The organism is Rhizobium mayense (genome assembly GCF_030272705.1).
Taxonomy (GTDB): Bacteria; Pseudomonadota; Alphaproteobacteria; order Rhizobiales; family Rhizobiaceae; genus Rhizobium; species Rhizobium mayense.
On sequence record NZ_JARFYM010000010.1, the window covers coordinates 51,318 to 71,945 of the forward strand.

The 20,628-nt window shown below is 61.4% G+C and carries 18 protein-coding genes; 12 read left to right on the plus strand and 6 right to left on the minus strand.

Translation table 11 applies throughout. The features are described from left to right. Positions 1–98: 98 nt before the first annotated feature. Positions 99–590, plus strand: a complete 492-nt coding sequence (locus PY649_RS14265) for a YciE/YciF ferroxidase family protein (RefSeq protein ID WP_285869130.1) — start codon at positions 99–101, stop codon at positions 588–590. 40 nt (positions 591–630) lie between these two features. Here PY649_RS14265 and PY649_RS14270 read toward each other — a convergent pair whose 3' ends face one another. Beyond that, complete coding sequence (locus tag PY649_RS14270) at positions 631–1,524, minus strand: LysR family transcriptional regulator (protein WP_285869131.1); 894 nt, start codon at positions 1,522–1,524, stop codon at positions 631–633. Between the two features lie 136 nt (positions 1,525–1,660). On the opposite strand from PY649_RS14270, the gene PY649_RS14275 reads away from it, so the two are divergent. Further along, the gene (locus tag PY649_RS14275; protein WP_285869132.1) at positions 1,661–2,656 is read left to right on the plus strand and encodes an aldo/keto reductase; all 996 of its coding nucleotides are present in this window, start codon (positions 1,661–1,663) and stop codon (positions 2,654–2,656) included. Positions 2,657–2,761: 105 nt separating this feature from the next. On the opposite strand, the gene phnF is transcribed toward PY649_RS14275, so the two are convergent. Beyond that, positions 2,762–3,511 carry a phosphonate metabolism transcriptional regulator PhnF gene (phnF, locus tag PY649_RS14280; RefSeq protein WP_285869133.1) on the minus strand — a complete coding sequence of 250 codons (750 nt, stop codon included), beginning with the start codon at positions 3,509–3,511 and terminating at the stop codon, positions 2,762–2,764. A 242-nt stretch (positions 3,512–3,753) separates the two neighbouring features. On the opposite strand from phnF, the gene phnG reads away from it, so the two are divergent. The 9 genes from phnG to PY649_RS14325 all read left to right on the plus strand — a co-directional run bounded on the left by phnG (position 3,754) and on the right by PY649_RS14325 (position 10,674). Then, positions 3,754–4,236: a phosphonate C-P lyase system protein PhnG gene (phnG, locus tag PY649_RS14285; RefSeq protein WP_285869134.1), complete on the plus strand. Its 483-nt coding sequence runs from the start codon at positions 3,754–3,756 to the stop codon at positions 4,234–4,236. Beyond that, on the plus strand, positions 4,233–4,835 hold the full coding sequence (gene phnH / locus PY649_RS14290) for a phosphonate C-P lyase system protein PhnH (RefSeq protein WP_285869135.1): 603 nt from the start codon (positions 4,233–4,235) through the stop codon (positions 4,833–4,835). The genes phnG and phnH overlap by 4 nt, the downstream gene beginning before the upstream one ends. A 4-nt stretch (positions 4,836–4,839) precedes the next feature. Then, positions 4,840–5,937 (plus strand): carbon-phosphorus lyase complex subunit, encoded by a 1,098-nt coding sequence (locus PY649_RS14295; protein WP_285869136.1) that lies wholly within the window; start codon positions 4,840–4,842, stop codon positions 5,935–5,937. Beyond that, complete coding sequence (locus PY649_RS14300) at positions 5,934–6,884, plus strand: alpha-D-ribose 1-methylphosphonate 5-phosphate C-P-lyase PhnJ (RefSeq protein WP_285869137.1); 951 nt, start codon at positions 5,934–5,936, stop codon at positions 6,882–6,884. The genes PY649_RS14295 and PY649_RS14300 overlap by 4 nt, the downstream gene beginning before the upstream one ends. Before the next feature lie 17 nt (positions 6,885–6,901). Then, complete coding sequence (phnK, locus tag PY649_RS14305) at positions 6,902–7,678, plus strand: phosphonate C-P lyase system protein PhnK (protein WP_285869417.1); 777 nt, start codon at positions 6,902–6,904, stop codon at positions 7,676–7,678. Positions 7,679–7,681: 3 nt separating this feature from the next. After that, the gene (phnL, locus tag PY649_RS14310; RefSeq protein ID WP_285869138.1) at positions 7,682–8,404 is read left to right on the plus strand and encodes a phosphonate C-P lyase system protein PhnL; all 723 of its coding nucleotides are present in this window, start codon (positions 7,682–7,684) and stop codon (positions 8,402–8,404) included. Beyond that, on the plus strand, positions 8,401–9,126 hold the full coding sequence (locus tag PY649_RS14315) for an amidohydrolase family protein (protein WP_285869139.1): 726 nt from the start codon (positions 8,401–8,403) through the stop codon (positions 9,124–9,126). Before phnL ends, PY649_RS14315 begins: the two co-directional genes overlap by 4 nt. Further along, on the plus strand, positions 9,066–9,548 hold the full coding sequence (locus PY649_RS14320) for an amidohydrolase family protein (protein ID WP_285869140.1): 483 nt from the start codon (positions 9,066–9,068) through the stop codon (positions 9,546–9,548). Before PY649_RS14315 ends, PY649_RS14320 begins: the two co-directional genes overlap by 61 nt. A gap of 148 nt (positions 9,549–9,696) precedes the next feature. Next, a complete protein-coding gene (locus PY649_RS14325; RefSeq protein WP_285869141.1) occupies positions 9,697–10,674 on the plus strand; it encodes a serine hydrolase domain-containing protein in 978 nt (325 codons plus the stop codon). A gap of 37 nt (positions 10,675–10,711) precedes the next feature. On the opposite strand, the gene phnE (PY649_RS14330) is transcribed toward PY649_RS14325, so the two are convergent. The 4 genes from phnE (PY649_RS14330) to phnC form a co-directional block, all read right to left on the minus strand. Beyond that, complete coding sequence (gene phnE, locus PY649_RS14330) at positions 10,712–11,563, minus strand: phosphonate ABC transporter, permease protein PhnE (protein WP_285869142.1); 852 nt, start codon at positions 11,561–11,563, stop codon at positions 10,712–10,714. Further along, positions 11,560–12,453: a phosphonate ABC transporter, permease protein PhnE gene (phnE, locus tag PY649_RS14335; protein ID WP_285869143.1), complete on the minus strand. Its 894-nt coding sequence runs from the start codon at positions 12,451–12,453 to the stop codon at positions 11,560–11,562. Before phnE (PY649_RS14335) ends, phnE (PY649_RS14330) begins: the two co-directional genes overlap by 4 nt. Before the next feature lie 264 nt (positions 12,454–12,717). Beyond that, entirely contained in the window at positions 12,718–13,638 is a 921-nt protein-coding gene (gene phnD / locus PY649_RS14340; RefSeq protein WP_285869144.1) for a phosphonate ABC transporter substrate-binding protein, read from the minus strand. Positions 13,639–13,700: 62 nt separating this feature from the next. After that, entirely contained in the window at positions 13,701–14,537 is an 837-nt protein-coding gene (gene phnC / locus PY649_RS14345; protein ID WP_285869145.1) for a phosphonate ABC transporter ATP-binding protein, read from the minus strand. 580 nt (positions 14,538–15,117) lie between these two features. Here phnC and PY649_RS14350 point away from each other — a divergent pair. Beyond that, positions 15,118–20,619, plus strand: coding sequence for an alpha-2-macroglobulin family protein (locus tag PY649_RS14350; RefSeq protein WP_285869146.1), 5,502 nt, complete (start codon positions 15,118–15,120; stop codon positions 20,617–20,619). Positions 20,620–20,628 lie beyond the last annotated feature (9 nt).

Consider the following 20,628-nt stretch of genomic DNA (forward strand, 5'->3'; position numbering starts at 1 on the left):
ACAATTCGGTTTGCGCGGTCTTGTGTAGACGTCGCTACCGGCGGCATCTCAAAAAAATCCGGCCACAAAAATCGGGCTCGAAAATAAGGAGAGAGACAATGGGCAAGAAGACGCTGGAAGATCTTTTCTACGATACGCTGAAGGACATCTACTACGCCGAAAAGCAAATCATTCGGATGCTCCCCAAGATGGCGCGCGAGGCACAATCGCCGGACCTCAAAGCCGGCTTCGAAAAACACCTCCAGGAAACCGAGGGACATGTCGAACGGCTGCAACAGGTCTTCGAACTGATCGGCAAGCGCGCGCATGGCAAGACCTGCGAAGCCATCCAAGGGATGATTGTCGAGGGCCAGGAGATTATCGAGGACTTCAAGGGAACGCCCGTTCTCGATGCCGGGCTGATTTCCGCCGTGCAGGCCGTCGAGCACTATGAGATCGCCCGCTACGGCTCGCTGCGCACCTGGGCGGAGACTCTCGGCCAAAAACAGGTCGTCCAGCTGCTCGACCAGACACTGCAGGAAGCGGGAAAAACCGACAAGACACTCTCGAAGCTGGCGATGACCGCCGCCAACCGGAAGACAGCAGCGTGATTGTCCCACGGAAAGAGCAACGGGGCGTCCCGCTGCTCTCCTATGGCCCGGTATATTTGAAGAAATCGATGAAAGCCCTGAGTGCCGGGCGCATCTGGCGACGACTGGAATAATATATGCAGAAGCCGGGATAGGGTGCACACCAGTCCTCCAGCACGCGGACGAGCTTGCCGTCCGCCAATTCCTGCTGCACGCGTATATCGAACAGATAGGCGAGGCCGGCGCCATTAATCGCCGCCAGAACCGCGAGCCTATCCTCGATCACGATCAAGGGCCCGTCGACGGCGACGATCAGCTCACGGCCATCCTTCTCGAACTCCCAGCGATAGAGAGAGCCATCGGTAAATCGTCGCTTGATGCAGCGGTGGTTGACGAGATCGCGCGGATGCAAAGGCTTCGGATTCTTCTCGAAATAGGCCGGGGAGCCGGCGATGACGGTGCGGATATCCGGCGAGACCTTCACCGCGATCATGTCCCCCTCGATGCTTTCCTCCAGCCGAATGCCGGCATCGAAGCCTTCCTTGACGATATCGCTGAAGCCATCTTCGTTGGCGATCTCCAGCGTGATATCGGGATAGGCATTCAGGAAATCGCCGAGCCGCGGGGCAAGCAGCAGGTCGGTCGCAAAGCGCGGTGCGGTGATGCGAAGGTTGCCGGCCGGACGTCCGCGGGCGGCAAGCGTATCCTCCAATGCAATATCGATCTCCTCCAGCGCCGGCGCTAAGCGCTCCAGCAGCAGCTTGCCCTCCTCCGTCGGCGCCACGCTTCGGGTGGTGCGGGCGAGCAGCCGCACGCCGAGGCTTTCCTCGAGGCTGGAGACGGCATGGCTGACGGCGGAAGGCGCGATCGACAATTCCTTGCCGGCTGCACGGAAGCTGCGATGGGCGGCAACGGCGGCGAAGACCGCCAGTTGGGAGAGCTGAGTTCTGTTCATTGATCTAAATAATAGAACAGCCCATTTGGATTTGCATGCATTTTCATTCGTTATCGGCAGGCATAGTTTCTTGCCTGTCACGCAGCCGGCAAGGATGGCCGCTGCAGGCCAGAATTAAGCTCAAAAGGACACGATTATGAAAACCCGCAAACTCGGCAAGGAACTCAGCGTATCCGCCGTCGGCCTCGGCTGCATGGGCATGAGCTTCGCCTATGGCGCGACCAATGACGACGAGTCTGTCAATACGCTGCATCGCGCCGTCGACCTCGGCGTCACCTTTTTCGATACGGCCGAAACCTACGGCCCCTTTACCAATGAGGTGCTGGTCGGCCGAGCACTGAAGCCCGTCAGGGATCGCGTCGTCATCGCGACCAAGTTCGGCTTCAAGCTCGATCTGGAAAAGTCCGGTCCGGCTGCGATGATCGGCGTCGACAGCCGGCCGGAGCATGTGAGGGAGGTGGCTGAAGCGTCGCTGAAACGCCTCGACACCGATGTCATCGACCTATTCTACCAGCACCGCGTCGATCCCAACGTTCCGATCGAGGATACGGTCGGCGCCATGGCGGAGCTGGTGAAGGAAGGCAAAGTGCGTGCGCTCGGGCTTTCCGAAGCAAGCGCCGCTACCATCCGCCGCGCCCATGCGGTGCATCCGATTGCCGCCGTGCAAAGCGAATATTCGCTATGGAGCCGCGATCCGGAAGAACAAGTGCTCGCAACCTGCCGTGAACTCGGCATCGGCTTCGTGCCCTACAGCCCGCTCGGCCGCGGCTTTCTGACGGGCGCGATCCGCAATACAGACGAACTGGCAGCCGATGACTTCCGCCGCAACCTGCCGCGTTTCCAGGGCGAGAACTTCGACGCCAACGCAGCGCTCGTCGCCAAGCTCGAAGCCTTCGCCAAGGACAAAGGCGTCACGGCGGCGCAGTTGGCGCTCGCCTGGGTGCTGCACCAGGGCGACTACATCGTACCGATCCCCGGAGCCCGCAAGCTTCACCATCTGGAACAGAATGCGGCCGCTGCCGACATCACCCTCTCGGCCGGCGAAGTTCAGGAACTGACTGATATCATTCCGCTCGGGCAGGTGGCCGGCAAGCGCTACTCCGACGCGTCGCTGGCGATGACCAACCGCTAAGTCATCTCTCTATTTTCCCCTGCGCAACATCGGCACCGGCCTCATCGCCGGTGCCGATTTTTTTGTCCTTCAATCGCGCGGATCGGGACCGAAAGCGGGATGCGCTTATTCGATGACGAGCTGGACGCGATCGCCGGAGAAGCAGGAGATTCCGAAGGAGATCGGACGCCCCTCGGCATCGACGTCGACCTTGTGTATCTCGATCACCGGCCGCGTCTTCGGCAATTTCAGGGTCTTGGCCTCGCGCACGCTCGGCAGGCGGGCAATGATGCGGGTGCTCTTGCGCTTGTAGTCGTTGATCCCGAAGGAGCGGTAGGCGACGGTGCGCGACGGGTTCTGGCGCAACAATTCGTCAATGCCGCGGAAGCGTTCAGCGGGAAAATAGCTGCGTGCCATGCTGAGCGGCCGGCCGCTGACCTCACCCATGGAGTCGATCACCACCACTTCGGCGCCGCGCGGCAATTCGAGATTGCGCAATGTGGCAGCATCGGCCTCCTCGATCGAGCTCGCCAGAATACGGCGCTGGCTTTCGAGGCTGGCGCGGCTCATGTTTTCCGTCCAGCGCGTGCGCTCGCCGAGCGCATAGGGAATTGCGTCTTCGGCGACGAAGAGGCCGCGACCGTGTTCGATGCGGATCAGACCTTCCTTTTCCAGCTCGGCCAGCGCCCGGCGGACAGTGAAGCGGCTGACGTCAAAGTGCCTCGCCATGTCGAGTTCGGTCATCAACTGCATGCCGGCAACCAGTTTGCCGCTGCGGATATCCTCGCGCAGCGACGACGCAACACTACGCCACAGCCGGCCACGCTCCTGACCCTCGCCACCATGGATGTCACCGGTTTCTGCCATTGAAGCCATGTTTCCGATCCTTTGCGCATGGCCGTCGGGCCAGGTTTATCGGGAGACTTCGCCTCACCGAAATCATTTCCGCAATCGTCATAAGGGTGAAACAGACGATCTGTAAAGGTCCGTACTGCGAAAATAAGGTACGGACCTTTGTTATATTTGGGTTGCGATTTTCCCGTGTTTTTCCGCCGCCGAAGACATTGCGGCGGACGCACGGTCATGGCCGCAAACCGGCTTTCCTCAGGGGTGAGATAGTGCAAGACGACCACGGACAAGACGTAGCGGCTGGCGACAATGCCGACCGGAGGCGCTGGATGGGCATTCTGGCCCGTGCAGGCCGCAGTGAACTAGAAGAGGCCTGGAACGGGCTGCGTGAGCAGCCGGCCTATGAATGGCTGCGCCAGCCGGAGGTTGGCCTCGTGATGGTGCGGGCGCGGGCCGGCGGCACGGGCGACGCCTTCAACATGACCGAGATGAGCATGACGCGCTGCGCGCTGCGGCTTGCCGACGGCACGACCGGTTATTCCTATGTCCAAGGCCGCGACACCAGGCAGGCGGAGCTTGCCGCCGTCTTCGACGCGCTGATGCAGAAGCCGGAGCATCGTCTCGCTATCGCCGGCACGGTCATCGAACGCCTCGAAGGCAAACAGGCGGAACGGCGGCTGCAAAAGAGCCTGAAGGCTGCCTCCACCAAAGTCGAATTCTTCACCATGGTGCGTGCGGAGACGAAGAAATGAGCGTCGCTATCGATACAAGAAACCTGAAGCCGGGCTTTGCCGAGCCGATTTTCGATGCCCAGGCAACCTTCCGCGGCATTCTAGACGCCACCGCCTATCCCGGTCGTGTCCATAGCCTGGATCGGCTTGCCGACGTGCCCCATCTCCTGATGCCGGCGACGGCGGCGATTGTACTGACCCTTCTCGATTTCGAGACGCCAGTCTGGCTCGACCTCGACAACAGCTCGGCCGCCGCAAATTATATCCGCTTCCATGCCGGTTCGCCGCTGGTCTCCGACACCGCCAACTGCCGCTTCGCCATCGTGACGACGGCGGCGGAGATGCCGCCGCTCTCAGCCTTTTCCTTCGGCGAGGACAAATATCCCGACACATCCTGCACGCTCATCCTGCAGGTTCCGTCGCTGACCTTGGGAAAGCCGATGCGCTGGACCGGCCCCGGCATCCAGCATGCTGCGGTTTGCGGCATCGACGGGCTGCCGGAAACATTCTGGCAGGATTGGGACGACAATCACGGGCTCTACCCGATGGGCGTCGATGTGATTTTCGTGAACGGCAGTGAGATCATCAGCCTGCCGCGCGGCATCAGAGTGGAGGAATAACCCCATGTATGTTGCAGTCAAAGGCGGCGAACGCGCCATTTTGAATTCCCACAAACTGATCGCCGAAGAGCGGCGCGGCGACACGTCGGAAGCGGAGCTTTCGGTCGGCCAGATCGAAAGCCAGCTTGGCCTCGCTGTCGACCGCGTGATGACCGAAGGTTCGCTTTACGACCGCGAATTGGCGGCGCTGGCGCTAAAGCAGGCGCAAGGCGATGTGGTGGAAGCCGTATTCCTCTTGCGTGCCTATCGCACGACCCTGCCGCGCATCGGCATCACCGAACCGATCGATACGGCAGCCATGGACATCGAACGCCGTGTCTCGGCCGCGTTCAAGGACCTGCCGGGCGGCCAAGTGCTCGGCCCGACTTACGACTATACGCACCGCCTGCTTGACTTCGACCTGATGGAGGAAGCCGCCAGGGACCATCGGGCCGAAATTGCCAATCAGCCGCTCGATGCCTCCATGCCCCGCGTTACCGATATCGTGGCGCAGGAGGATTTCATGGAGCATGAAATCCCGGTCCGCGAAGGCGAGCCGGTCTACGACCTGACGCGCCAGCCCATGGCCTTTCCGGCAGACCGCGATCAGCGGCTGCAGAACCTGGCGCGTGGCGACGAAGGCTTCCTCACCTCGCTTGCCTATTCGACCATGCGCGGTTACGGCGGCAGCCACCCTTACGTCGGCGAAATCCGAATGGGTGAAGTGCCGGTCGAATTCGTGCCGGAGGAACTGGGCTTTGCCATCGAGATCGGCGACATCGTCGTCACCGAATGCCAGATGATCAATCATTTCGGTGGCTCGAAGACGGAAGCTGCCCGCTTCACGCGCGGTTACGGTCTCGCCCTCGGCAAGAGCGAACGCAAGGCAATGGCAATGTCGCTGGTTGACCGGGCGCTGCGCTGCCGCGAGCTCGGCGAGATGGCGCGTTATCCGGCACAGGACGAGGAATTCGTCCTCTATCACACCGACAATGTCGAGGCGGCCGGTTTCGTCTCGCACCTGAAGCTTCCCCACTATGTCGACTTCCAGGGCGACCTCCAACTGCTGCGCGGACTGCGTGCGGAATTCGAGGCACGCCAAACCAAGGAGGCAGCCGAATGAGCGCGGCCCAAGAAGACAACAACCAGGAAAAAACCAAGGCCGGTGACGCCTATAACTTCGCCTATCTCGACGAGCAGACAAAGCGGATGATCCGCCGCGCGATCCTCAAGGCAGTCGCCGTACCCGGCTATCAGGTACCTTTCGGTGGACGCGAGATGCCGCTCGCCTATGGCTGGGGCACCGGCGGCATTCAGGTGACGGCAAGCGTCATCGGCCCGAAAGATGTCTTGAAAGTCATCGACCAGGGTGCCGACGATACGACGAACGCTGTTTCCATCCGCCGCTTCTTCACCCGCGTTGCCGGTGTGGAAACGACCGAGGCAACCTCCGATGCCACCGTCATCCAGACCCGCCATCGCGTGCCGGAAATGCCGCTCACCGAAGGCCAGATCCTCGTCTACCAGGTGCCGCAGCCGGAACCCCTGCGCGGCCTCGAACCGCGCGAGATGGAGACGCGGAAGATGCATGCCTATGCCGAATACGGGCTGATGCAGGTGCGTCTCTACGAGGATATTGCCCGCTACGGCCAGATCGTCACTGCGCATAGCTATCCGGTCATGGTCAATGGCCGTCATCTGATGTCGCCGACGCCGATCCCGAAATTCGACAATCCGAAGATGACGCACAATCCGGCGATCCAGCTTTTCGGCGCCGGCCGCGAAAAGCGCATCTATGCCGTTCCGCCCTACACGACGGTGCGCAGCCTCGATTTCGACGATCATCCTTTCAAGGTGCAGAGCTGGAAAAGCTGCTGCGCGCTCTGCCGCGCGACCGACAGCTATCTCGACGAAGTCGTGACCGACGACAAGGGCGGCCGCATGTTCGTCTGCTCCGATACCGATCATTGCACCACCCGTCGCGCGGCCGGCCATGTCGGCCCGGAAGGCGGCAATCCGACAGCACTGGCGCTGACCTCGCTCAACGAAACCGAGAAGGAGCCGTCGTGATGGCTGCCGTTTCAACACTGCGTCGCGCGCCGCTGATGCGCGTCAACGGCATCTCCAAGACCTTCGGTGATGTCGCCGCCTGCAAGGATATCTCCTTCACGCTTTATCCCGGCGAAGTCATCGGCATCGTCGGTGAGTCCGGCTCCGGCAAGTCGACCTTGCTCAACTGCCTCTCGGCCCGCATGAAGCCCGATGCCGGCAGCATCGAATACGATACACGCCGGCATGGCCTCATCGATATCCTTTCGCTCTCCGAGCCCGAACGGCGGATGCTGATGCGCACCGACTGGGGCATCGTCCATCAGAACCCGCGCGACGGCCTGCGCATGAATGTCAGCGCCGGCGGCAATGTCGGCGAGCGGCCGATGGCGGTCGGCGATCGGCACTACGGAGAGATCCGCGCCAATGCCGAGGATTGGCTCTCCAAGGTCGAACTTGATATCGCCCGCACCGATCATAAGCCGACTACCTTTTCCGGCGGCATGCAGCAGCGCCTGCAGATCGCCCGCAATCTGGTGACCAAGCCACGCCTCGTCTTCATGGACGAGCCGACCGGCGGCCTCGACGTTTCGGTGCAGGCTCGCCTGCTCGACCTGCTGCGCGGGCTGGTGCGTGAACTCGGCATCGCCGCCATCGTCGTAACGCACGATCTCGCGGTCGTTCGTTTGCTCGCCGACCGGCTGATGGTGATGTGGCGCGGCGACGTCGTGGAGCAAGGCTTGACGGATCAGGTGCTGGACGACCCACACCATCCCTATACCCAGCTTCTGGTTTCCTCCGTATTGCAGGTCTGAGCGATGAACGACGATATCAATTCCGCAGCCACGCCGATCAGCGTTCGGTCGCTGTCGAAAACCTTCACGCTTCATACCCAAGGCGGCACCCGCATCCCCGTCTTCGCCAATCTCGATCTCGATGTCCGTCGCGGCGAATGCGTTTGCCTGCACGGACCTTCAGGCGCCGGCAAGTCGACGCTGCTGCGTTCGCTTTATGCCAATTACAAGCCGCACAAGGGGTCGATCCTGGTCAAGCATGACGACACCGTGGTCGATCTCGCCACGGCAGAGCCTTGGGAAGTAGTGGAAGTCCGCGGCCGCACCATCGGCTATGTCAGCCAGTTCCTGCGCGTCATCCCGCGCGTGCCGACGCTGGAGATCGTCGCTGAACCGGGCCTGATGCGCGGCATCCCGCGTGAAGACGCCGAAGCGAAAGCCAAGGCGTTGCTCACGCGGCTCCGGATCCCGGAGCGGCTGTGGAGCCTGGCGCCGGCGACCTTTTCCGGCGGCGAGCAGCAGCGCGTCAACATCGCCCGAGGCTTTGCGGTAGACTATCCGATCCTGCTGCTCGACGAGCCGACAGCCTCGCTGGACGCTCAGAACCGCCGCACGGTCATCGACATCATTCTTGAGGCGAAAGCGCGCGGCACGGCGATCGTCGGAATCTTCCACGATCAGGAGGTGCGCGACGCCGTTTCCGACCGTCTGTTCGAAGTTCTGGCCTATCAAGGGAGCGCAGCGTGATCGATTCACTCGTCCTGACCAACGCCAAGATCATCCTCCCTGAGGAGGTCATCAAGGGTACCATCCACATCGCCGATGGTCTCATCGATGATATTTCCACCGGGTCCAGTGCCGCCGCCGGCGCGATCGACTTCAACGGCGATTATCTGATGCCGGGCATTGTCGATCTCCACACCGACAGCCTGGAGAAACACGTCATGCCGCGTCCCGGCGTGCGCTTCAACACCGTTCTGGCGGCGATGGCGCATGACGCCCAGATCATTGCGTCCGGCATTACGACGGTGCTCGACGCCATCTGCATCGGCTCCAGCCTGCGCAATCCCGAGCGTAACGAAATCCTGATGCCGATGGTCGACGGCATCCGTACCGCCCGCGCACGCGGCTTGCTGCGCGCCGACCACCAGTTGCACATGCGCTGCGAGATCACCGACGACCGCGTGGTCGAGATGTTCGAACCTTTCGCCGCCGATCCGCTGACACGCATGATGTCGGTGATGGATCATTCGCCGGGGCACCGCCAATCGCCGGACCTCGAGAAATACAAGCAGAAGCAGCTCTCCTACCGGTCCTTCTCGCCGGATGAGCTCGACCGCGTCGTCGAGGAGCTCATGCGCGCCTCGACGACGCGGTCGGCCCCGGCAATCGCGCCGCACTCGTCGAGATGGGCCACGCCAATGGCATCCCGCTCGCGAGCCACGACGACGAAACCACCGACCACATAACCCTGGCCTCCAGCGAAGGCGTGGTCATCTCGGAATTTCCGACGACCTTCGAGGCCGCGGAAGCCGCCCGCGCGCACGGTCTCTCGATCCTGATGGGCTCGCCGAACATCATTCGCGGCGGCTCGCACACCGGCAATGTCGGCGCCGCCGATCTCGCCCGGCGCGGGCTGCTCGATATCGTCTCGTCGGACTATGTGCCGATCAGCCTGCTGCAGAGCGCCTTCGCGCTGACGGCGGAGGATATCGGCTACGACCTGACGCATGCGATCCGCACGGTCACCCTCAACCCGGCAACTGCCGTCGGCCTTGCCGACCGCGGCAGCATCGCGTCGGGCAAACGTGCCGATCTTGTTCGCGTCAGCGTGGTAGAAGGATTGCCGGTAGTCCGCTCGGTCTGGACGGAGGGGCGGCAGACCTATTGAGCCAAAGCATCGCTCTGCCGTTGAGCGGAGCGTGGATCATTGTGTGCCGATAGGTGACGGACACTCCCGAAAACTCAGGCGGTCATAAAAACGCTTAAGTTGCACTGATATCGAGGGAGCTATTTCCTCACCTTTCGGTAGCAATGATATGCAATTTCCCGATGACGAATGGCATGTCGATGGCAGCGGATACGATGCCGAATTGTTGGAACAGGCTCTTCAGGCAGCCTCCGATTTTGGCGCAATCGGCGCTGCGGTAATTCACCGCGGAAAGGTGCTCGCCTGGAGCGGCGATCCAAAGCAAAAGGTATTGATAAGGTCGGTTCGGAAAAGTTTGCTGAGCGCCCTGATCGGCATTGAGGTGAAAGCAGGCCGCATCGATCTCGGAGCGACGCTAAAGGACCTCGACATCGATGATGTGGAACCGGCGCTCACGGACGATGAAAAGCAAGCAACCGTCCGCGATCTAATGATGGCGCGTTCTGGGATCTATCATCCCGCTCTGGCCGAAAGCGCGGAGATGAAGGCGGCGAGGCCGGAGCGCGGATCACACCCTGTCGGCACGTTCTGGTACTATAACAACTGGGATTTTAATGCGTTGGGCACGATTTACGAGAGAGCCAGCGGCCACTCCGTGTTCCAGGGATTTCAGCGATACGTAGCCGAGCCGATCGCCATGCAGGATTTCCAGCTTGAAGATTGCGCGTTTCTTCGAGGTGAGGACTCCATCCATCCCGCCTATCATTTTCACCTGACGCTCAGAGACATGGCGCGCTTCGGACATCTCTATCTCAATGAGGGCGATTGGAATGGACAGCAGATCGTTCCGCGCGAATGGGTTCTGGAGAGCGTGACCGCCCATACCGTTTTGCCAAGCATCGGCGGCTATGGCTACATGTGGTGGACAACGGGACCGGATGGCAAGGCGCAGAGAGAAGGTAGCGCCATTGCCGCCCAACTTCCGCCGTTTCGATATTTTGCCCATGGCAACCATGGACAGATGATCGCGATCATGCCGGAGAAACAGCTTGTCTTGGCAATCCTTGCAACGAGCAAAATCAAGACTCAGACCGACTGGGCAAGGCTTAGCGACTTCATGTTGTCGGCATCGAAGGCGATTTCCTGACGGCGCCGCTATGCCATCGCCGCCATCTTCCCCCGCATTATTTGCCGCCGATGATCTTCAGCCGAATTCGCCGAGAGATGAAATCGATGATGGCGACGGCGACCAGCATCATGATGATGATGAACAGCGCCTGATCCCAATTGTTGACCAGGATCTGCTGTGACAGCTCCAAGCCGATGCCGCCGGCGCCGACAATGCCGAGGATGGTGGCGGCGCGGACGTTGGACTCGAAGAAATAGAGCGCGCTGGAGAGGATGACCGGCAGCACCTGCGGCACCACCGCTAAGCGGATCGCCTGCAGGCGGTTGGCGCCGGCGGCTTGCGTCCCCTCTATCGGCTTGCGGTCGACATTTTCGATCGCCTCGGCATAGATCTTGGTAAGGAATGCGACGTCGGAAAAGGCGATGGCGAGGACACCGGCAAAGGGACCCATGCCGACGGCGCTGACGAAGATCAGCGCCCATATCAGGATATCGATGCCGCGCATGACGTCGAGCACGCGGCGGAAGCCGAAATGCAGGAAGATGTTCGGCACGATGTTGCGCGCGCCGAGGAAGCCGAGCGGAAAGGCGACGATGGTCGACAGAAATGTGCCGAAGAAGGCCATGGCCAGCGTTTCGCCGAGCGCCTGCAGATAGGTGCCGAACACGCCACCGGTCGAGGGCGGCAGCATCAGCTTGATCAGAAAGCCGAGCCTTCCTGCACCGTTCCAGAAGCGCGGCGGCGTGGCGTCGATCCACCAGAGGCCGAACACAAAGATTGCCGCCAGCAGCAGGGCGATGCCACGGTTGCGCCAGCGCTCTGCGAAGGGTCTGGCGAAAAGCTCCGGATGGGCGTAGCGCCAGGCGGCGATTTCACCGGTTTGCGGAAGAAGGGTCGAGCTGGTCATGAGGTATACCGCAGGGATTCCTTGCTGATCATGCGATGGCGGATGGCTTCGCAGCTCAGGTCTGTGGCCATGACGACGGCGATGATTAGAAGGACGATGGCGCTGATATCGGGATAGTCGAACTGGCGGATGGAAAGATAAAGCTCCTCGCCGATGCCGCCGGCGCCGACGATGCCAAGCACAGAAGCGCTGCGGATATTGTATTCGAAGCGCAGCAGCGCATAGCTCATGAAATTCGGCATGACCTGCGGGAGCACTGCAAGCCGCATGATGACCGGCCAATTGCCGCCCGCCGCCATGACGCCTTCGATCGGCTTAGTGTCGACGCTCTCATTGATTTCGGAAAACAGCTTGCCGAGCGCACCGGTCGTGTGCACCGCGAGCGCCAGAACGCCGGCCAGCGGTCCGATACCGAAAGCGAAAACGAAGATCATCGCATAGACCGTGTCCGGCACGGTGCGGGCAAGCTCGAGAAAGCGCCGCGACAGGAAATAGAGCGTATTGTTGCGCATGAGATTGCGCGAGGCGGAAAAGCAAAGAAGCAGCGCGGCAATACTGCCGGCCATGGTGCCGACGAAGCTCATCAGCGCCGTTTCGGCAAGCAGTTCCAGCCAACGCGGCAGGTTCCAATACCATTCGCCGAGATCATGGCCGAGCGTGGCATAATGCAGCTGCGGAAAGGTGGAGGATATGTAGCGCCAGGCATCGGGCAGGCCGCTTGCGAGTCCGCTTAAACTGAAGCCGCTGAATATGGCAGAGAAGATCACCGCCGCGACGAGCAATACGCCGTAGATAACGGTCTGAAGCCACAGCTTCCGCCGCTCGACCGCAAAGGAGCGGTGGAAGGCTTCGATCCTGGCGGTATGGCCGGCGTCGATCGTTGGAATCATCGATGTTTACTCATGCAGGTTTCCGGTGGTCGTTGCAGGTGTGGCGAATGGGTCGGCCACCTCGTGGTTCGAGGCCCTGTCATCTCCGCATTCGCTTCAATGACAGGGCACCTCACCATGAGGTGGATCGAGCTTGCCCCAGACGCCAACTCCTCTCACCGAGACATGGAAAGAGTTCCTGGAGCTGCCCAGAAGGTTAGCCCTCACCCTGAGGTGGCCTGGAAGGCCCTCGAAGGGCGAGGGCCGGTGTGGCTGATGAGGTTCTCAATGCTTGCGGCGTTCGGCATCGTTCGCCTGGGTGATGGCGATGATGTCGTCGTAGTCTGAGTCCTTGACCGGCACGAGGTCCTTCGACGTTCCGTCCGTCTGGGCTTTGAAGTCGGTCGGATCTTCCTTGGGATAGGACAGGATGGCGTTTCGATAGGCGTCCTGCAGATCCTGCGGCAGGTCGGAGCGCATGACATAGGGACCATTCGGGATCAGATTCGAGGTCCAGATGACGCGGGTCGAGCCCTTCGGCACCATGCCCTTGCCTTCCATGCGCAGCGCATTGCTCTTCTGCGGATTGGTCCAGTCGTCGGCTGCAGCATCGAAGGTGCCGTTGACGACGCCGACGACACCCAGTTCATGACTTCCCGAGAACGGCGTCTTGGAGAAGAAGGTCGAAGGATCGATGCCGTCCTTTTTCATGAAATAGAGCGGCACGGCATAGCCGGAGGTCGAGTTCGGATCGGCCCAGGCCAGCACTTTGCCCTTGAGGTCGTCGATTTTCTGGTACGGGCTGTCCGTCTTGACGACGATGACAGAGTGATAGCCGGTCGAGCCGTAATTGTCTTCGCTGGTGGCGACGGCCGTGATCTTGTCGCCCATCACCTTGCGGCCGAGGGCGTAGTTGGCGGCGCCGATGGTTGCGAACTGGATCTTGTTGGAGTGGAGCGCCTCGATGACGGCGGCGTAGTCGGTGCCCCAGAGAATGTGGACGGGAACGCCGAGCTTCTTCGTCATATAGGCGGAGAATTTGTCGTAACGAGCGACTGCGTCGCGCTCATTCTCGGCGCTGGAAATGCCGAAATTCAGTTCCTTGTACTGATCGTGCCAATCAGCCTTGGCAGGGACGGCGGCAAGAAGCAGCCCGCCGACGAGAAGGCCGGCAACTGCGGTGCGACGGGTGACGTTGTTGGTCATGAGACAATACTCCGTGAGATGAAAGACGGCGAGCAGCGCCCGCCGTGTGGGAAAGCGAAGAGTCAGGCCCAAGCCGGATTGGTCTCGGAAGCGATCCCGGCACCAGTGCCGACAGCAGGGCGTCCGAACTGGCCGGCGGTCAGGCTTTCGTCGATGGGAGCGGCGCCATCCTCGCCGTAGATCCGATGCAGTACGTCGCTGGTCAGACCCTCGGGTCCGCCGTCGAAGACGATACTGCCCTTGGCAAGGCCGATGATGCGGTCGCAATAGCTGCGCGCCGCGTCGAGCGTATGCAGATTACAGATAACGGTGATGCCATCTTCGCGATTGATCGTCTTCAGCGCCTCCATGACGAGGCGCGCATTGTGCGGATCGAGCGATGCGATCGGCTCGTCGGCGAGCACGATGTCAGGCATTTGCACAAGCGCCCGCGCAATCGCCACGCGCTGCTGCTGGCCGCCGGAAAGCGTGTCGGCGCGCTGCAACGCCTGCGGCAACAGATTGAGGCGATCAAGCGCCTTCGCCGCCATCGTCCGTTCCGCCGCGGAGAACTGCTTGAACAGGATTGGCAAAGTGCCGTTGGTAGCGACGCGACCGACCAGGACGTTGGTCAACACATCGAGCCGGTTCACCAGATTGAATTGCTGGAAGATCATCGCGCAACGGGCGCGCCAGAGGCGGAGCTCGCGTCCCTTGAGATCGCTGACGGTCTTGCCGTCGAACTCGATCGCGCCTGCGCTCGGATCGATCAGGCGATTGATGATCCTGAGCAAGGTCGACTTACCTGCTCCGGATCGGCCAATAACGCCGACTATTTGTCCCTTGCCTATCTCTAGATCAATAGAATTGACCGCAGTCGACGCGCCAAACGTCTTCGTTACAGCGCTGAGTTTCAGCATGCTGTCTCCAATTTTCCCGCACCAATCATCAAGACGGTACGTTAAAAACGAACCTATTTTCTTGATGGTATGGATATATATTTTTATAATTCTACCGATAGTGGCGATGTATTTGTCAAAATGACAAAATTGCACGTCTCTGGGTGCAATTATACTTTTCAACGTGACATTTGTATTACGAATCCCGCCCCATGGTCGATATAATGGTACGGACCTTCGAAGATGTCTGTTTGATGTCAGAACGGTGACAGGCGCGAGCTTAGACAGGCTCCGCTAAAGTGCCTTGAAACCCACCGAAACACGTCGCGTCGCCGGCGCCCAAAAGGGATAAAAAGCAGCCGTCGGGGCGATAAAAGGCATGCGACCAGATAACGCAGCCTGCATGCTTCCGACATCGCCGTCGAGCGCGCGGTTGGAGCTCACGAAAGTGTGGGCTAAATCAGCGGGTTCTGGTCCAGGGCCTTCCACCAATGGAACGGCATGGTCGTAAACCGTGCCGTCACGTCTCGACGTTCGGTTGACAAATTAGCCCGAAGTTTGAAGAGTGCGGCCATCGAAACGGGCAGCGTCGGGGGGACTTATGTCTAAGCGCGCGTTCATCGGATTTTCAGCTTTTTTTCTCGCTACTTTCGCCGCCTTGACGCCAGCCAGCGCCGCCGATGCCAAGCGGCAGGTGGTCACCACGCAGGATGGCGATTACTTCGGCTTTGATCTGCGTACCGAGCAGAACGTCACGTTGGATCAATGCTCGACATCCTGCATAGGCGACAAATCCTGCAAGGCCTTCACCTATAATCCCAAGGTGAGATGGTGCTTCCTGAAGTCCGATTTCAACCAGCTCAACAGCTTCCCAGGCGCCGTTGCCGGCAAGATCGTCGAAACTGCTGCCGCCAGCGAGCCGGATATCGGAGCTGCGCCCGCCCTTCCCTTCCTTTCCGACAATTTTGTGCAGAGCGCGCGCGATGCGAAGAGCAGGCTCACGCTCGCCAATGAGCTGAAGGGACAGGGCGTCGAAAGCCTGACGGCGCTCGGCCGCATCGAGCTGACCTCCGGCAATGTCAACAACGCATTGAACGCCTTCCAGGGCGCGCTGTCGCTTGCGCCCGACAATGGCAATCTCTGGATCGAGATGGCCCGCGCCGCCAACACGATAACGAACGACACGACCGTCGCCACCCAGGCGGCCTACGCTGCTCTCAACGGCTATCAGCTTTCCCGCACGACGCGGAGCCGCGCCGACGCGCTCGCCGTACTCGCCACCTCACTGCAGAACGCTCAAAACTATCGCCAAGCGCTCAGCGCCTATAAGGCAAGCCTTGCTTTGGCCGGCTCCCCGACGATCCAGGCCGCCTATGACGATCTGAGAGCCCGCCAGGGCTTCCGCGTCACGGGCAACACGCTGGACAACGACAACGCCTCACCCCGCGCCTGCCTGCAATTCTCCGAAAAACTGGTGAAGAGCGGTGTCGACTACACGCCCTTCGTCACCGTCAATGGCGCCGCCCCGAAGGGTGTCGATGCCAAGGACAACCAGATCTGCGTCGAAGGCCTTGATTTCGGCCAGCACTACAAGATTTCGCTGCGACCCGGCCTGCCCTCCTCCGTCGATGAGGACCTTGCGACCCAGGTAGACATCGAGGTCTACGTCAAGGACCGCACCGCCTCGATCCGCTTCACCGGCGACAATTTCGTGCTGCCGTCAACGGCGCGTCGCGGCATCCCCTTGGTTTCGGTCAACACCACCACGGCCAATCTGAAGCTCTACCGCATCGGCGACCGCAACATCGCCCAGTTGCTCAGCAATTCGCAGTTCCTGACGCAGATGGACAGCTATAGTGCCGAGACCATACAGAATAGCAGTGGCGAGCTGGTCTGGCAGGGTTCGATCGACATCCAGCAGGACTTGAATAAGGACGTCGTCACCAGCTTCCCGGTCGATGAGGCTCTGCCGAAGCGCAAGCCCGGTGTTTATGTCCTGACCGCAGTCGCGCCGAACGCCGGCCAGGAATGGGATCCGCAGGCTACACAATGGTTCGTCGTCTCCGATATCGGTGTCACCACCTATGCCGGCACTGACGGCTTGAACGTCTTCACCCGCTCGCTCGGCAGCGCCAAGCCGATCGCGGGCGTCGAACTGCAACTGCTCGCCAAGAACAATGAAATCCTCGGCACTGCCAAGACCGATGCGAATGGCCGCGCCACCTTCAGCGCCGGCCTGATGCGCGGCACGGCGGGCATGACCCCGGCCGTCATCACGGCGCAGAACGGCGATCAGGACTACGTGTTCCTCGACATGACCCGCGCCGGCTTCGATCTCTCCGACCGCGGCGTGACCGGGCGCTCGGCGCCGGGGGCGATCGATCTGCTCACCTGGACCGAACGTGGCATCTACCGCGCCGGCGAGACAGTGCATGCCTCCGCTCTCGCCCGCGACGTCAGTTCCGTGGCGGTCGAGAACCTGCCGCTCACCTTCGTCTTCCTGCGCCCCGACGGCGTCGAGGACCGCCGTATCGTTACCGACGGCGGCAAGCTCGGCGGCTACAATGTCGACCTGCCGCTGCAGCAGACCGCAATGCGCGGCACCTGGACGATGAACATCTATACCGACCCGAAGGGCGCCTCGATCGGCTCGCAGACCTTCCTCGTCGACGATTTCGTGCCGGATCGTATCGAATTCGACATGAAGAGCGATGCCAAAGCGATTGAAGTCGGCCAGCCGACGCCGGTCAATATCGAGGGACGCTACCTCTACGGAGCGCCAGCCGCCGGCCTCAGCCTCGAAGGCGAAGTGACGCTGAAGCCGACGCGCGAAAACGCCGACTATAAGGGCTATGAATTCGGCCTCGCCGACGAGGGCGCCGGGCAGGACAACAGCGATAGCGACAGCAGCAGCGACAACAAGGCCGAGAGCTCGCAGGTGCCGCTAGAAGACCTGCAGGCACTGGACGAAGACGGCAAGACGACATTCGACGTCACCATCAACGATACGCCTTCGACCACGCAGCTCCTCAACGCCAACATCACGGTCCGCATGCAGGAGGCCGGCGGCCGCGCCGTCGAACGCTCCCTGACGCTGCCGGTCAAATCGGATGGGCCGCGGATCGGCATCAAGCCGGAATTCGACGGCGATCTCGGCGAAAATTCGATCGGCAATTTCCACGTCATCGCCGTCGACCAGAACGGCCAGAAGCAGGCCATGCAGGGCCTGACCTGGAAGCTGCTCAGCGTCGAGCGTGACTATCAATGGTATCGCGACGGCAGTAGCTGGAAATACGAGCCTGTCATGTCGACCAAGCAGGTCGCCACTGGCACGGTCAACGCCACCACGGACGGCGCGGAAATCTCCGTGCCGGTCACCTGGGGTCGCTACCGGCTGGAAGTGGAGACGGCTGATACGAACGGGCCCGAATCCAGTGTTGAATTCGACGCCGGCTGGTATGTCGCCTCGACTTCGACACAGACTCCCGACGCATTGGAAATCGCGCTCGACAAGGACAGCTACCATGTCGGCGACACGGCCAAGCTGAAGGTGACCTCGCGTTACGCCGGCCAGTTGATGGTGACGGCCGGGTCCGAAACGCTGATCTCGGTGACCAATGCCGATATCGGCGCGACCGGCGGCGAAGTCGACATCCCCGTTACCGCCGATTGGGGCGCCGGCACCTATGTGACCGCCACTCTCTTCCGCCCCGGCGATGCGCAGGAAAGCCGCATGCCGATGCGCGCGATCGGCATCAAATGGGCGACCGTCGACCCCGGGGAACGCAAGCTGCAGGTCAAGCTCGATGCGCCGCAGAAGACCTTGCCGCGCCAGCCGCTGAATATTGGCGTGCAGGTGGCCGGCGCAGGCGCTAACGAGGATGCCTATGTGACGGTTGCCGCGGTCGATGTCGGCATTCTCAACCTGACACGCTACCAACCGCCGGCACCGGACAACTGGTATTACGGCCAGCGTCAGCTCGGCCTCGAAATCCGCGACCTATACGGCCGCCTGATCGACGGCTCGCTCGGCGCCACCGGGCGGCTGCGCACCGGCGGCGACGGCGGACAGATAGCCTTGCAGGCGAGCCCGCCGACGGAAAAGCTGATCGCCTTCTTCTCCGGCCCGATCAAGCTCGATGCCAATGGCAAGGCCAATGTCAGCTTCGACATTCCGCAGTTCAACGGTACGGCGCGCCTGATGGCAGTCGCCTGGTCGAAGGCCGGGATCGGCCATGCCACACAGGATGTGATCATCCGCGACCCGGTCGTCGTCACCGCCAGCCTGCCGAAATTCCTCGCTCCGGGGGATAAGGCCAATCTCCGGCTCGATATCGCCAATACCGACGCGCCCGCCGGCGACTACAAGCTGACAGTCACGGGCAACTCGGCCGTGACTGTCGACGCCAGCGCCGCGCAACAGACGATCAAACTGCAGCAGGGCGGTAAATACGACATCACCCTGCCTCTGACCGGCGGACAGCCGGGCGCCGGTACGGTCGCAATCAAACTTTCGGATGCCTCGGGAATGTCGCTCGATCAATCGGTCGATATACCGGTTCGGCCGGCGCAATTGCCGGTGACCGAACGACGGCTGATCACGCTTGCACCCGGCAAGAGCCTGACGGTCAATGCCGACCTGCTGGCCGACAGCGTGCTGCCGGGTGCGTCCGTCAGCGTCAATGTCAGCCGCTCCAGCGCCTTCGATGTGCCGGCCCTTCTGATGAGCCTCAGCCGTTATCCCTATGGCTGCGCCGAGCAGACGGCCAGCAGCGCCATGCCGCTGCTCTATTTCAGCGACATGGCGATCAAGAACGGCTTGGCCGACGACACGGAAATCCATCAGCGCGTTCAGGACGCGATCTATCGCGAAATGTCCTACCAGTCGTCGACAGGCAGCTTCGGCCTCTGGGGTCCGGGCTCCGGCGATCTCTGGCTCGATGCTTACGTCACCGACTTCCTGACCCGCGCCCGCGAGCAGAAATACATCGTGCCGGACCAGGCCATGGTGCAGGCGCTGGAAAACCTTCAAAACTCCTTGAGCATCAACACCAATGTCAAGGACCAGGGCAACGAGATCGCCTATGCGCTCTATGTGCTCGCCCGCAACAAGAAGGCTTCGATCAGCGATCTGCGTTACTACGCCGACACCATGCTGAACGACTTCCCGACCCCGCTGTCCAAGGCACATCTGGCGGCGGCTCTGGCGCTCTATGGCGATGCGCAGCGCTCGCGCAACATCTTCGTCGATGCGCTGCAGATGTCGCAACAGGCGGCGGTGACCAAGGTCAGCTTCGTCCGTTCCGACTACGGTTCATCGCTGCGCGATGGCGCGGCGGTGCTGGCGCTTGCTGCCGAAAGCCGCCCCGTGCCGCCGATCATTCCGGACCTGGCGTCGGTCGTCGCGAAAGAATGGCAGACCAAGACCTATACCAGTACCCAGGAACAGACCTGGATGCTGCTCGCCGCCCGCGCCCTGCAGAACGGCGATGACGGCCTGACGCTCGATGTCAACGGGGCTGCCCATAGCGGCGCTTACATGGCCCAAATGACTGGCGACGCCCTGATGGGTCATCCGCTCACCGTCACCAACACCACCCGCCAGCCGCTATCAGCCGCCGTAACCACGGTCGCGGCGCCGACCACTCCGCTGCCGGCCGGCGGCAACGGCTTCACCATCGAGCGCAAATACTACACGCTCGATGGCGAGGAGGCGAACGTCACTCAGGCGCAACAGAATGAACGCTATGTCGTCGTGCTGCACATCACGGAAACCAATGATTGGCCGTCGCGCGTTCTTGTCACCGACCTCTTGCCGGCCGGGTTCGAGATCGACAATCCGAGCATCGTCAACAGCGCGCAGCTTTCGAACTTCGACTGGCTGAGCGATGTGCAGCCGGCTCATGTCGAGTTCCGCAACGATCGCTTCGTCGCCGCTTTCGACCAATCGTCGGACCGTGATCTGAGCTTCGCCTATGTCGTACGCGCCGTTACCCCCGGCACCTATGATCATCCGGCCGCGAGCGTCGAGGACATGTACCGTCCGCAATTTTCGGCCCGCACGGCGATGGGCCGCATGGAGGTGCTGGCAGCGCAGCAGTAAGAGCAGGTG